12 protein-coding genes are annotated in these 12,749 nt (G+C 67.0%); 6 read left to right on the top strand and 6 right to left on the bottom strand.

What is annotated here, in order from left to right; all coding sequences use genetic code 11:
- Positions 1-18: 18 nt before the first annotated feature.
- Positions 19-864 (bottom strand): BglII/BstYI family type II restriction endonuclease, encoded by an 846-nt coding sequence (locus FZ938_RS05140; protein WP_149197522.1) that lies wholly within the window; start codon positions 862-864, stop codon positions 19-21.
- A gap of 189 nt (positions 865-1,053) precedes the next feature.
- Here FZ938_RS05140 and FZ938_RS05135 point away from each other — a divergent pair, with 189 nt between their 5' ends.
- From FZ938_RS05135 to FZ938_RS05115, 5 genes are all read left to right on the top strand, one after another.
- A complete protein-coding gene (locus FZ938_RS05135) occupies positions 1,054-4,134 on the top strand; it encodes a hybrid sensor histidine kinase/response regulator (protein WP_149197521.1) in 3,081 nt (1,026 codons plus the stop codon).
- 250 nt (positions 4,135-4,384) lie between these two features.
- Positions 4,385-5,236, top strand: a complete 852-nt coding sequence (locus FZ938_RS05130; RefSeq protein ID WP_149197520.1) for an electron transfer flavoprotein subunit beta/FixA family protein — start codon at positions 4,385-4,387, stop codon at positions 5,234-5,236.
- A 25-nt stretch (positions 5,237-5,261) separates the two neighbouring features.
- Positions 5,262-6,341: an electron transfer flavoprotein subunit alpha/FixB family protein gene (locus FZ938_RS05125; protein ID WP_149197519.1), complete on the top strand. Its 1,080-nt coding sequence runs from the start codon at positions 5,262-5,264 to the stop codon at positions 6,339-6,341.
- A 28-nt stretch (positions 6,342-6,369) separates the two neighbouring features.
- Positions 6,370-7,671: an FAD-dependent monooxygenase gene (locus tag FZ938_RS05120; protein ID WP_149197518.1), complete on the top strand. Its 1,302-nt coding sequence runs from the start codon at positions 6,370-6,372 to the stop codon at positions 7,669-7,671.
- Entirely contained in the window at positions 7,668-7,961 is a 294-nt protein-coding gene (locus FZ938_RS05115; RefSeq protein ID WP_149197517.1) for a ferredoxin family protein, read from the top strand. The genes FZ938_RS05120 and FZ938_RS05115 overlap by 4 nt, the downstream gene beginning before the upstream one ends.
- 84 nt (positions 7,962-8,045) lie before the next feature.
- Here the strand turns inward: FZ938_RS05115 and FZ938_RS05110 are convergent, their stop codons facing one another.
- Positions 8,046-8,450: a response regulator gene (locus FZ938_RS05110; protein ID WP_149197516.1), complete on the bottom strand. Its 405-nt coding sequence runs from the start codon at positions 8,448-8,450 to the stop codon at positions 8,046-8,048.
- A 272-nt stretch (positions 8,451-8,722) separates the two neighbouring features.
- Between FZ938_RS05110 and FZ938_RS05105 the strand changes: the two genes are divergently transcribed.
- Positions 8,723-9,025, top strand: coding sequence for a hypothetical protein (locus FZ938_RS05105; protein ID WP_149197515.1), 303 nt, complete (start codon positions 8,723-8,725; stop codon positions 9,023-9,025).
- Positions 9,026-9,079: 54 nt separating this feature from the next.
- On the opposite strand, the gene nifW is transcribed toward FZ938_RS05105, so the two are convergent.
- The 4 genes from nifW to nifS all read right to left on the bottom strand — a co-directional run bounded on the left by nifW (position 9,080) and on the right by nifS (position 12,737).
- A complete protein-coding gene (nifW, locus tag FZ938_RS05100) occupies positions 9,080-9,415 on the bottom strand; it encodes a nitrogenase-stabilizing/protective protein NifW (protein ID WP_085088230.1) in 336 nt (111 codons plus the stop codon).
- Between the two features lie 13 nt (positions 9,416-9,428).
- Positions 9,429-10,280 (bottom strand): serine O-acetyltransferase, encoded by an 852-nt coding sequence (cysE, locus tag FZ938_RS05095; RefSeq protein WP_149197514.1) that lies wholly within the window; start codon positions 10,278-10,280, stop codon positions 9,429-9,431.
- Positions 10,277-11,398 carry a homocitrate synthase gene (gene nifV, locus FZ938_RS05090; RefSeq protein WP_149197513.1) on the bottom strand — a complete coding sequence of 374 codons (1,122 nt, stop codon included), beginning with the start codon at positions 11,396-11,398 and terminating at the stop codon, positions 10,277-10,279. The genes cysE and nifV overlap by 4 nt, the downstream gene beginning before the upstream one ends.
- 133 nt (positions 11,399-11,531) lie before the next feature.
- Positions 11,532-12,737, bottom strand: a complete 1,206-nt coding sequence (nifS, locus tag FZ938_RS05085; protein ID WP_149197512.1) for a cysteine desulfurase NifS — start codon at positions 12,735-12,737, stop codon at positions 11,532-11,534.
- Between the last annotated feature and the right edge of the window lie 12 nt (positions 12,738-12,749).

Here is a 12,749-nt window from a genome sequence, read left to right as displayed (position 1 = left end):
GGGGCAGCCGCAGCGCCCTCACCACAAATCGTCCTCATCCTCCGCCCCGGTGTCGACGTCGAAGGTGGCCGTCTGGCGGACGACCGGGTGACTGTCCTTCCAGTCCTCGAAATCGGACACCACCGCCGGGCGGATGCCGAGCGCCAGCACCGGGCAGCCGCCGCCGCGGCCGGCGTCCAGGCGGTAGAGCAGTTTCTTCATCCAGGTGGTGCTGGCGCCGTATTTGTTCTGGAAGTTCTTCATCTCCACCCGCCGCGCCACCTCGGTGAACAGCGGGATCAGTTCGGCGCTGCGGGTCAGCAGCACGCCGGCATTGATGATGCCGCATTCATAGAAGGTTCGGGCGGCGTAGAGGTCGCGGTCGAAGGTCTGGTCCTTGCTGTTCCATTCCAGGTCGAAGGACACGCGCTCCTTCACGAAGTCGATCTTGTGCCCGTCGATGAAGCCGTTGACCTTGTACAGCTCCTCGCGCTGGCGCTGTTCGGTCACCGTCTGGCCGCGGTTCTTGCCGGCGACGCGGCGTTTCTCCTCGTGCGTCACGATCATCTTGGTGATGAACAGGTCGCCGCGGATGCGCGTCTCGTTCCAGCCCAACGGGTTCAGCATCCGCTCCATCGTCTTGGCGATCTGCGACTTGTTGCCGCCCGACGCCACGATGTCCTCGGTGCGGATGCGGAACTCCATCAGCCGTTCGGTGATCTCGCGGAACTCTGCCGTGCAGGCATGGGCCAGGATGCGCGCCGCATTGCGGTAGCTGTGCACCTCGTACAGGTCGAGGAAGCCCGGCGGGAACAGGTCGCCCAGGTCGGGATCCCGCGCCTCGATCAGCGGGGCCTTGTCGTGGATGCAGGCAAGCAGGTTCATGACGGCACATGCGCGATGGAAAACGGCGCCACCATGGCGGCTGCCGCCCGGCAAATCCACCCTTTCCACCTGTAGGCATCACCTGATGGTGCCTGCCGGGGGCCGAACTGGCGGCCATTCCCCGACATATGGTAAGGTCGCCCGCGCGCCGGGGTGGAAAATGCGTGGTTGTTTCGCCGGGGGACCGTGATGAGCGACGAATTCCTGTTCGCGGAGGAGGAACCCGCCGTCGAGATGGCGGCCGAGGCTGCCGAACCGGTCGAACCCTGGCTGATCCTGATCGTCGACGACGACCCCGCCATCCACGCCACCACCAAGATGGTGCTGCGCGGCTTCGCCTTCGAAGGTCGTCCTGCGCAGTTCCTGTCGGCCGCCACCGCGGCGGAGGCGCGCGGGGTTCTGCGCGACAACCCCGCCATCGCGGTGATCCTGCTGGACGTCGTGATGGAATCCGACGATGCCGGCCTGCGCCTGGTCCGCTACATCCGCAATGAACTGAGCAACCGCCGTGTGCGCATCATCCTGCGCACCGGCCAGCCGGGGCAGGCGCCGGAACGCGACGTCATCCTCAGCTACGACATCAACGACTACAAATCGAAGACGGAGCTGACGGCGCAGAAGCTGTTCACCTCCGTCGTCGCCGCGCTCCGCGGCTACCAGGACATCACCGCCATCGAGGACCACCGCGAGGGGTTGGAGCGCATCCTCGATTCCTCGTCCACCCTGCTGGGCAAGCGGACGATGGCGGAGTTCGTGCGCCATGCCGTGGCGCAAATCGTCGGCGTCTGCCCGCCCGGCGATGGTGTGGCTCTGGTCAGCCGCCTGACCGACGGGCCGCGGCCGGCGGAGCCGCTGGTGCTCGGCGGCGCCGGCTGCCATGTCGGGATGGAGGGGACGCCGCTGTTCCTCGCCCTGCCGCCCGACGCGGTCCAGGCGGTGACGGCGGCGCTGGCCGACGGACGCAACCGGTACGAACGCGGCCACAGCGTTCTGGTCTTCCGCTCCGCCACCCGGCACCACGACACCGCGGTCTATCTCGGCCATGGGCGGGCGCTGACGGCGGACGAGCGTCGGCTGCTGGAGGTGTTCTGCGCCAAGGTCGCCATCGGCTTCGACAACGTCCACCTGTACGAGGAACTGACCGAACTGAACCGCAGCCTGGAACGGCAGGTGGCGGAGCGCACGCGCGACCTCGTGGCGGCGCGCGAGGCGGCGGAGACGGCGCGGTCGGAGGCGGAGGCGGCAAACCAGGCGAAGTCGCTGTTCCTGGCAACGATGAGCCACGAGATCCGCACGCCGATGAACGGCATCCAGGGCATGCTCGAACTGCTGGAACACACCAGCCTGACCGGCGACCAGCGCGAACTGGTCAGCGTGGTGCGGGAATCGGCCGGCGCGCTGCTGACCATCATCAACGACATCCTCGATTTCTCGAAGATCGAGGCCGGGCGGCTCGACCTGGAGCGGGTGCCGGTCTCCCTCGCCAATGTGGTGGAGGGGGTGGCGGAAACGCTGGCGCCGGGCGCGCGTGGCAAGGGGCTGTCGCTGGTCACCTACATCGACCCCGATCTGCCGGGGGAGGTCGTCGGCGATCCGGTCCGCATCCGGCAGGTGCTGTTCAACATCGCCGGCAACGCGGTGAAGTTCACCCAGTCGGGTTCGGTGACCATGCGGGTGGAACTGGCGCAATTCGACGGCGACCGCGTCACCATCCGTGTCGCGGTGACCGATACCGGCATCGGCATCTCCAAGGAAAATCAGGTTCGCCTGTTCCGCCCCTTCACCCAGGCGGAGGCATCGACCACCCGGCGTTTCGGCGGCACCGGGCTGGGGCTTTCGATCTGCCGGCGTCTGGCCGAACTGATGGGCGGTGACATCGGCGTCACCAGCGAGGTCAATGTCGGCTCCACCTTCTGGTTCACCTTCGCCGCCGATCTGGTCCCGGCGGCCGTCGAGCCCACCGCGACGCAGCGGGCGCCGCTGCAGGGGGTGACCGTGCTGCTTCTGGCGGCGGATGCGCAGGAGCGCGGCTTCCTCGCCCGTTATCTGAACGCCGACGGGGCCCAGCTGGTGGAGGCGGCCGACGCCGGCGCGGCCTTGCGCACCCTGCTGCCGACCGCCGCCTGCGACGTGCTGGTCTCCACGCTGGGCACCGACATTGCTGCGCTGGACAATGACCCACGCGGCCGGGTGCGCGGGCGCGTGCTGATCGGCGGGGACGCGCTGACCGCGGGCGACGCGGCGGAACTGGGCGCGTCCGGCGCCGGGACCGTGGTTCTCGGCCGGCCGGTGCGGCGGGTCGGGCTGGTCCGTGCCATCCTGGCCGCCGCCGGGCGGATGGCGGCGGGGGAGGGCGGCCGTACCGATCGCGATCGCGAACCGGAACCCGCCACCCTGGCAGCCGACCGCCGCCGCCTGCCCACGGTGGAGGAGGCGCGGGCGCAGGGCCGGCTGATCCTGGTGGCGGAGGATCATCCGACCAACCGTCAGGTCATCCAGCGGCAACTGACCCTTCTCGGCCATGTGATGGAAACCGCGGAGGATGGTGTCCAGGCGCTGGCCATGTGGCGGGCCGGTGGCCATGGCCTGCTGCTGACCGACTGCCAGATGCCGGAGATGGACGGCATGGAACTGGCCCGCAGCATCCGCGCCGCCGAGGCGGCGGCCGGCACCCGCCTGCCCATCGTCGCCATCACCGCCAACGCGACGGAGAACGAGGCGCAGTTGTGTTTGGCGTCGGGCATGGACGACACGCTGGCCAAACCGGTCAGCCTCGCCGACCTGCGCCGGGTGGTCGACCATTTCCTGCCCCCGGCGGATGGCGAAGTCCGGGTGGGGGAGGAGCCGTGCAAACCTTCGGAAAGCACGGAAGCGGTGACCGCCGGGTTGCAGCAACCCGACCCTCGGCCGGCATCTCCGCCAACCCCCGCGGTCGCCGACCTGCCGCCGCTCGACCTGGAGGCGCTGACGGCACTGTTCGACGGCGACGGCGAGTTCGTCCGGCATCTGCTGGGCGAGTTCGTCACCTCCAACACCGCCTCGCACCGCTGGCTGATGGACGCGCTGGCCGGCGAGATCTGGGACGAGGTGCGGCAGGCCGCCCACAAGCTGGCGGGGTCCTCGCGCACGGTCGGTGCCCGCGACCTCGCCGCCGCCGCCGATGCGGTGGAACTGGCGGTGATCGACCACCGGCTGGAGGGCATCGCCTCCCTGGTCGCCCGCGTCGGCATCGAGCTGGACCGCGTCATCGCCCACATCGAGGCGGTCTGATCCTGCATCCGCAGGGGCTGTGGTCGAGGCTGTAGCAGAAGCTGTAGCGAAACCGACATGAGCGTCTCCTTGTCGCCTTTGCGACAAGGAGACGACGCATCCCACTCTTCAGAAAAGTCCAGTATTTCCCGTGACTTGGCCGACATCCGCCGGCTGGCACGCCGCTTGCTGTTCTGGGTGTATCCCGGCCCGGTGCCGGCCCCAAACCCACATGCGCGTCACAGCGAGAGCGGAAGCCAAGGAGAACGGGATGCACATCGTCGTCTGTATCAAACAGGTGCCCGACAGCGCCCAGATCCGCATCCATCCCGTCACCAACACCATCATGCGGCAGGGCGTGCCCGCCATCATCAACCCTTTCGACCTGTTCTCGCTGGAAGAGGCGCTGCGGCTGAAGGACAAGGTGGGCGCCCGCGTCACCGTGCTGACCATGGGGCCGCCGATGGCGGAGACCTCGCTGCGCAAGGCGCTGTCGCTGGGGGCCGACGACGCGGTGCTGCTGACCGACCGCAAGTTTGCCGGCTCCGACACGCTGGCGACCTCCTACGCCCTGACCTCGGCCATCCAGAAGCTGGCGGAGGAGGATCCGGTCGACATCGTCTTCTGCGGCAAGCAGACGGTCGACGGCGACACCGCCCAGGTCGGCCCCGGCATCGCCACCCGCCTGGGCTTCGAGCAGCTGACCTATATCACCAAGATCGAGGACCTGAACACCGCGTCCAAGGAGATCGTGGTGCAGCGCCGTTCCGAAGGCGGCGTGCAGGTGCTGAAGACCAAGCTGCCCTGCATGATCACCATGCTGGAAGGCACCAACACCATCCGCTTCGGCAAGATGGACGACCTGTTCCGCGCCGCCCGCTACGAGCTGAAGACCTGGAGCCGCGACTTCACCGGTGCCGAGGAAGGCCGCGTTGGGCTGAAGGGCTCGCCGACGGTGGTGTCGAAGGTGTTCGTGCCGAAGCCGCGGGCGGAGAAGGCCAAGATGATCGAGGCCGCATCCGACACCCCCGACGCGATGGCCGCCGCCGCCATCGACGCCATCTTCGCCGCCCAGCCCAAGCTGGCCGACGATCTGCTCGCCCGCGCCGCGGCCGGGCTTTGACGATCCATCCGCGGGAGACCCGACGATGAGCGAACCGAGCAAGCCCCAGGGCCGCAAGTTCCAGCTTCCCGAACACCTGAAGGTTTACAAGAACGTCTGGGTGATCGTGGAGCAGGAGCGCGGCATCGTCCACTCCGTGTCGCTGGAACTGCTGGGCGAAGCCCGCAAGCTGGCCGACAAGCTGGGGGTGGAGGTGGGTGCCGTGGTCCTGGGTGCCGAAAGCCCCGACCTGAACCGCATCTGCGGCGACGCCATCAGCTATGGCGCCGACATCGTCTACAAGGTCACGGACCCGGCGCTGGCCGACTACCGCACCGACCCCTATTGCCGCGTCATGACCGAGGTGGTGAACACCCATAAGCCGGAGATCGTGCTGCTGGGCGCCACCACGCTGGGCCGCGATCTGGCCGGCGCCATCGCCACCACGCTGGCGACCGGGCTGACCGCCGACTGCACCGAATTGGACATCTACGCCGACAACCGCTCGCTGGCCGCCACCCGGCCGACCTTCGGCGGCACGCTGCTCTGCACCATCCAGACGCTGGCCTACCGGCCGCAGATGGCGACGGTGCGCCCGCGCGTTATGGCGATGCCGGAGCGCGACGACGCTCGCACCGGCCGCGTTGTCGAAATCCAGCCGGATCTGCGGGAAGAGGACATCGTCACCAAGGTCCTGAACTTCATCGCCGACCGCGAGCAGAACGAGGCGCAGCTGGCCTTCGCCGACATCATCGTGTCGGCCGGCAAGGGGCTGGGCAAGGTCGAGAACATGAAGCTGGTCTTCGACCTCGCCCGGGTCCTGGGCGCCGAGGTAGGGGTGACCCGCCCGCTGGTCCAGGCCGGCTGGGCCACCAACGACCGTCAGGTCGGTCAGACCGGCAAGACGGTGCGGCCGAAGCTCTACATCGCCGCCGGAATCTCCGGCGCCATCCAGCATCGGGTCGGCATGGAGAAGTCCGACCTGATCCTGGCGATCAACACCGATCCGAACGCGACGATCTTCGACTTCGCCCATCTCGGGCTGGTCGGCGACGCGCTGAAGATCCTGCCGGCGCTGACCGACGCCTTCGGCCGCCGCCTGTCCGTCAACCGCATGGCCGGCTGACCGCCGGACGAGAAAGGAGCCTGTCGACATGGTCGAAAAGTTCGACGCCATCGTCATCGGTGCCGGCCCGTCCGGCAACGCCGCGACCTACACGCTGGCCAAGCAGGGACTGAAGGTCCTGCAGCTGGAGCGCGGCGAATATCCCGGCGCCAAGAATGTCCAGGGCGGCATCATGTATTCGCATGAGCTGGAAAAGATCATCCCGGATTTCCGGGACGATTGCCCGACCGAGCGCCACATCATCGAACAGCGCGTCTGGCTGCTGGGCGACGACAGCTATGTCGGCACCAACTACCGCTCGGAAGCCTTCAACAGCGATAAGCCGAACCGCTACACCATTATCCGCGCCAACATCGACAAATGGTGGGGCGAGCAGATCCGCAAGGTCGGCGGCCTGCAGATCTGCGAGACCACGGTGACGGAGCTGATCCGCGACCCGTCGGGCAAGGTGATTGGCGTGCGCACCGACCGCGAGGGCGGGGAAATCCACGCCGACGTCGTCATCATGGCCGACGGCGTCAACGCCCTGCTGGCCAAGCGCTCCGGTCTTCAGGTGGAGGCGGCGCCGGAGAACGTGGCGCTGGCGGTGAAGGAAATCCTCTTCATCGATCCGGAGCTGATCCAGCAGCGCTTCGGCATCAAGGAGGACGAAGGCGTCGTCATCGAGATCATGGGCAAGGTGACCAAGGGGATGGTCGGCACCGCCTTCCTCTACACAAACAAGGAATCGCTGACGATCGGCATCGGCTGCCTGATCTCCGACTTCAAGAACGGCGACTGCCCGCCCTACAAGATGCTGGAGGATTTGAAGAACCATCCCGTCATCAAGCCGCTGATCGAAGGGGCGGAGATGAAGGAATATGCCGCCCACATGATCCCGGAAGGCGGCTACAAGGCGGTTCCGCAGCTCTATGGCGATGGCTGGATGGTGGTCGGCGATGCCGCCCACTTCAACAACGCCGCCCACCGCGAGGGCTCCAACCTCGCCATGGCGTCCGGCCGGATGGCGGCGGAGACGGTGATCGAGCTGAAGGCCGCCGGCAAGGGCTATAGCGCGTCGAACCTGGCCGCCTACAAGAAGAAGCTGGATGACAGCTTCATCATGAAGGACCTGAAGAAATATCGTGAGCTGCCCGGCATCATGCACGGCAACAAGCAGTTCTTCGGCGCCTATCCCGACGAAATCACCGCGGCGGCACACAATTGGTTCACCGTGGACAGCATCGACAAGAAGTCGAAGGAAAAGCAGATCATGAAGTCCTTCATCAAGCGCCGCTCGGTGATGGGACTGGTCGGTGACGCAATCAAGCTGGTGAGGGCCGTGCGATGAGCATCATGGTCAAGGTCGAAGAGAAGCTTTATCAGAACCGCTACATCGTCGATGAAAGCCGGCCGCACATCCAGATCAAGAGCGCGGAGGCCTGCCAGAGCTGCGAACGCCAAGCCTGCACCTTCTGCTGTCCGGCCGCCTGCTACAGCAAGAACGAGACGGGCGGCGTGACGCTGGTGACCGACGGCTGCCTGGAATGCGGCACCTGCCGCGTCGTCTGCCAGGACAAGGGCAACATCGCCTGGGACTATCCGCGCGGCGGCTACGGCATCAGCTACAAGTTCGGCTGATCTGGTCTGTTCGGTGTCTTCCCCCGGAACTCGATGGCCTCCGCGCAATCTTGCGCGGGGGCCGACTTGTTTGGTGGGGGCAGGTCAGCGTCCCCTCAACACTTCCGCCGCCTGTCCCAGCGCCCGCTGCAGTTCTGCCGGGAAGTAAGGCTTGCGGACGAAGCCGAAGGGCTGGCACTCCGCGGCGCGGTGGCGGGTCTCGGGGTCGCCGAAGGCGGAGGTGAAGATGCAGCGGATGCCGGTCCGCGCGCGGATCGCCGCCGCCGCCTCGATCCCGTCGCGGGGCCCCAGCAGGCGGATGTCCATCATCACGACGTCCGGCCGCAGCCGTTCGGCCGCCTCGACCGCGTCATCGGCATTGTCCTCGATCCCGACGACGGCGAATCCCAGCATCCCGAGAATCTCCTCCAATGCCATCGCGGCGAGGCTCTCGTCTTCAATGATGAGGATGCGCAGGGGAGCGTCGGAGGCAGGCGTGAGATCTGTCATCGTGATCGCTTAGAGGCTGTCACAGCGATTTTACAGGAGCCGAGTGATCGGCAAACCAAAAAGCGCAGGATTATGACCAATGGCGCAGCCTGCGCCGGATGCATGGGTGACGGTGCGGAAGCGTCGCAGGATGTCGCCGCACCCTTGTTTTTTACCTGTGGGACGCACCATCTCTGTCCAAGGGCTGTTTTCACCAGCGAGCATTGCGGACCCGTGCCTGTCCATTTCGGATGGTCGGCGGGGCCGCTCCCTTTTCCATGAGGAGACCGGCGATGGACCTGCGAGTCTGTTTCGAAAACATGGAAAGCGTCAACGTCAACGACGCGGCGATGATGAAGCATTACACCAAGAGCTATCTCGCGGATTTCGACCCGGAATGGGCCGGCTTCATCATGCTGCCGCATGACGAGACGCAGCGCGCGACGATGGAGCCCGCCTGGCAGGTGCTGATCCGCGACGCCACGCCGCGGACGGAGCAGGAGCTGCTGCGCTACATCGACGAGAACCCGATGGCGGCCTATCACGTCCATGTCTATCGGCGCGACGGCGGCCGGAACGAGAGCAAGATCCACTGACGGCAAAGGGGGCGCCGCAAGACGCCCCCTCCGTCAAAGTCATGTGCCGGCGGTTCAGCCGACCGGCGATCCCAGCAGGCTGTCCAGCGGGACGAAGCGGTCGGCCATCTTGCGCGCCTCCTCCTTGTGGACCTTGAAGGTCTTCTCCGCGATGGCGTTGGACACCACGAAATCCTGATAGGCGCGTTCCAGATGGAAGCGGTAACGCGACGACATGCCGTCGTCGTCCAGCCCCTCCATCCCATTGTCCGCCGACAGGTAATCGTGGAAGCGCTGCAGGATGTGCAGGCGGTTCACGTTGACCACGCGCTGGTCGTAGGTGACGTGGAAGAAGCGCAGGAAGTCTTCCGCGGTTTCCAGATCGTCGAGGTCGTCGGTGAAATCGCTCATCGTCGAAGGCTCCTCACGCATGCTGCTGGGTGGAAGGGGAGGGGCCGCAGCCCTCCTGGTCGCAGATGTTGCCACAGGCGCTGCAGGCGACGCCGTCCAGACGGACATCGCTATGCAGATCGCCCAGCCGAATTTCCGACAGGCGGATGTTCTTATCAGGAATCTGTGACGGTACGGTTGCGGTGTGAGCATCCAGCCGCGCTTCGATGCGGTTGATGTGCTCGATCAGGCAGGCGATGGCCTTGCCGACCGGGTCCGGCATCAGATGATGTTCCAGGTCGATGCCATGCCCGGAAAGATTGCGGGCGGAAAGCTGCCGCTGCGTTTCCGGCCGTACCACCCGGCCGGGGATGCCGACCACGGTCATGCCATCCGGCACCGGCTTGGTCACCACGGAATTGGCGCCGACCCGCGCGTTGGCGCCGACGGTGATCGGCCCCAGGATCTTGGCGCCGGCGCCGACCAGCACGCCGTCCATCAGCGTCGGGTGCCGCTTGCCCTTGGTCCAGGAGGTGCCGCCCAGCGTCACCCCATGGTAGAGCGTCACGTCGTCGCCGATCTCCGCCGTCTCGCCGATCACCACGCCGGCGCCGTGGTCGATGAAGAATCGGCGGCCGATGCTGGCACCGGGATGGATGTCGATGTTTGTTACCGCGCGGGCGACATAGGACAGGAAGCGCGCCGGCCAGCGCAGTTTCCGCCGCCAGGCTGCATTGGCGAAGCGGTGCATCACCAGCGCGTGGATGCCGGGATAGCAGGTCAGCACGTCGAAGACGTTGCGCGCCGCCGGGTCGCGGTCGAACACGCAGGCGACGTCCTCGCGCAGCAGGGCCAGAATGCCCGGAGAGCTTTTGGGTCGGGTCATGTCGCCGCCTCCAGGAAGGCGTGCAGCTCCTCGGGCGTCGGCGGCCGCTTGGCGCGGGTCGCCAGCGCGCGGACACGCGGCAGCACCGCTTGGGCCGTGGCGTCGTCGCAGGCGATGCCCAGCCGCTCATAGGCCAGCTTCACCGCCGCGGTGCCGGAATGCTTGCCCAGCACGATCCGGTGTTCGCGCCCGACCTCGGCGGGGTCGAAGTTCTGGTAGGTGGCGCGGTCGCGCAGCAGCCCGTCGACATGGATGCCGGCCTCGTGGGTGAAGACTGCGGAACCGACGATCGACTTGTTGACCGCCACCGGCCGGTTGGAGGCCCGCTCCACCAGATCGCTGATGGCACCGAGCGACCGCGTCTCCACGCCGCTGTCGATGTGGTAGAGGTGTTTCAGCGAAACCACCACCTCCTCCAGCGGGGCGTTGCCGGCGCGCTCGCCCAGTCCGTTCACCGTGGTGTTGACGTGGGTGGCGCCGCCCAGCACCGCCGCCAGTGAATTGGCATTGGCGAGGCCCAGATCGTCATGGGCGTGGATCTCGATCTCCAGGTCGGTGGCCCGGCGCAGCCGTTCGATGCAGGCGCGCGTCTGGAAGGGATCGAGCACGCCCAGCGTGTCTGCGAAGCGGAAGCGTCGGGCGCCCGCCTGTTGCGCCACCGTGGCGGCAGCGATCAGGAAATCCATGTCGGCGCGCGACGAATCCTCGCCGCCGACGCTGACCTCCAGCCCATGGTCGCGCGCCTGTTTCACCCGGCGCTCGATCTCTGCCAGCGCCCAGGCGCGGCTGCGCTTCAGCTTCTTCGTGATGTGGATGTCGGACACCGGCATCGACAGGTTGACGAAACCGACATTGCAGGACAGCGCCGCCTTCAAGTCGGTGTCGTGCATGCGGCACCACACCATCAGCCGTCCGTTCAACCCCAGCGACGCCACGGCGCGGATGCCCTCGCGCTCCTCCTCGCCCATGGCGGGGATGCCGACCTCCTGTTCCGGCACGCCGGCGGCATCGAGCGCGCGGGCGATGGCGATCTTCTCGTCGAGCGTGAAGGCGACGCCGGCGGTCTGCTCGCCGTCGCGCAACGTGGTGTCGTTGATGGTGGCGAAGGTGGTGGGCATGGGGGCACCTCGCGCGCGGGGACCACCTGTCCCCTTTGAAAAGTGTCGCAGGCCGGGCCGGGGACCCGCCCCGACGGGGTGTCGTCGGGCGGGGTGCCGGGACGGGCCATCGACCCGGCCTGCGATTCCGGTGTTACGAATAAACGGGTGCGAATTCCTTGGGCTTGCCGGCTTCCTGCTGCCAGTAGGGCGACAGGCTGCGCAGCTTGGCGATGATGCCCGGCACCACGGCGATGACCCGGTCGATCTCCTCCTCCGTCGTGTCGCGCGACAGGGAGAAGCGGGTGGCGCCATGGGCCGCGGTGTAGGGCACGCCCATGGCGCGCATGACGTGGCTCGGCTCCAGCGAGCCCGACGTGCAGGCGGAGCCGGAGGACGCGGCGATGCCGGCCTCGTTCAGCAGCAGCAGGATCGCCTCGCCCTCGATATATTCGAAGGCGATGTTGCAGGTGTTGGGCAGGCGGTTGTCCGGGTTGCCGGTGACGAAGCAGCTCGGCACCGCCGCCAGGATCGCCTGTTCCAGCTTGTCGCGCAGCGCCTTCACCCGTGTGTTCTCGTCACCCATATGGACCAGCGCCAGTTGGGCGGCGGCGCCCAGCCCGACGATGCCTGGCGCATTCTCCGTCCCGGCGCGGCGCGAGCGTTCCTGATGGCCGCCGCGCAGCATCGGGCGGTAGCGCAGGCCGCGCTTTACGTAGAGCGCGCCGATGCCCTTGGGGGCGTGCAGCTTGTGGCCGGACAGCGACAGCATGTCGATGGCGCTGTCCGCCAGCTTCATCGGGATCTTGCCGACCGACTGCACCGCGTCGGTGTGGAAGAGGGCGCCGGCCTCCTTGGCCATGCGCGCCAGCTCCTCCACCGGGAAGATCGTCCCGGTCTCGTTGTTGGCCCACATGATGGAGACGATGGCGACCTGATCGGACAGCGCGGCGCGGTAGGCCTCCATGTCGAGGTTGCCGCGCTTGTCCACCGGGATGCGGTGGACCTTGCAGCCGCGCTTCTTCTCCAGATACTCGCAGAGCGCCAGCACGCCGGGATGTTCGACCACGCTGGTGACGATCTCGCGCTTCTTCGGATAGGCCTCCAGCGCCGACAGGATAGCGGTGTTGTCGCTTTCCGTCCCGCCGGAGGTGAAGACGATCTCGCTGTCATGGGCGGCGCCCAGCAGGGCCTGGACCTGCTTGCGCGCCCATTCGATCTTGCCGCCCACCGCGGCGCCGAAGCCGTGCATGGAGGACGGGTTGCCGAAATGCTCGGTGAAGAGCGGCAGCATCTCCTGCAGCACTTCCGGATCGACGCGGGTGGTGGCGTTGTTGTCGAGATAGATTCCCTGGCTCATGGCTTGGTGCTC

This window comes from Azospirillum oryzae (assembly GCF_008364795.1).
In the GTDB taxonomy this organism is placed as follows: Bacteria; Pseudomonadota; Alphaproteobacteria; order Azospirillales; family Azospirillaceae; genus Azospirillum; species Azospirillum oryzae.
Note: the sequence above shows the minus strand (reverse complement) of the source record. Positions and strands in the feature narration are given on the sequence as shown.

Excerpts from the sequence above, each read along its gene's own strand:
- nifS (WP_149197512.1), bottom strand. The coding sequence starts at position 12,737 with ATGAGCCAGGGAATCTATCTCGACAACAACGCCACCACCCGCGTCGAT.
- FZ938_RS05110 (WP_149197516.1), bottom strand. The coding sequence starts at position 8,450 with ATGACAGATCTCACGCCTGCCTCCGACGCTCCCCTGCGCATCCTCATC.
- FZ938_RS05140 (WP_149197522.1), bottom strand. The coding sequence starts at position 864 with ATGAACCTGCTTGCCTGCATCCACGACAAGGCCCCGCTGATCGAGGCG.
- FZ938_RS05105 (WP_149197515.1), top strand. The coding sequence starts at position 8,723 with ATGGACCTGCGAGTCTGTTTCGAAAACATGGAAAGCGTCAACGTCAAC.
- FZ938_RS05130 (WP_149197520.1), top strand. The coding sequence starts at position 4,385 with ATGCACATCGTCGTCTGTATCAAACAGGTGCCCGACAGCGCCCAGATC.
- nifV (WP_149197513.1), bottom strand. The coding sequence starts at position 11,398 with ATGCCCACCACCTTCGCCACCATCAACGACACCACGTTGCGCGACGGC.
- FZ938_RS05115 (WP_149197517.1), top strand. The coding sequence starts at position 7,668 with ATGAGCATCATGGTCAAGGTCGAAGAGAAGCTTTATCAGAACCGCTAC.
- FZ938_RS05135 (WP_149197521.1), top strand. The coding sequence starts at position 1,054 with ATGAGCGACGAATTCCTGTTCGCGGAGGAGGAACCCGCCGTCGAGATG.
- FZ938_RS05120 (WP_149197518.1), top strand. The coding sequence starts at position 6,370 with ATGGTCGAAAAGTTCGACGCCATCGTCATCGGTGCCGGCCCGTCCGGC.
- cysE (WP_149197514.1), bottom strand. The coding sequence starts at position 10,280 with ATGACCCGACCCAAAAGCTCTCCGGGCATTCTGGCCCTGCTGCGCGAG.
- nifW (WP_085088230.1), bottom strand. The coding sequence starts at position 9,415 with ATGAGCGATTTCACCGACGACCTCGACGATCTGGAAACCGCGGAAGAC.
- FZ938_RS05125 (WP_149197519.1), top strand. The coding sequence starts at position 5,262 with ATGAGCGAACCGAGCAAGCCCCAGGGCCGCAAGTTCCAGCTTCCCGAA.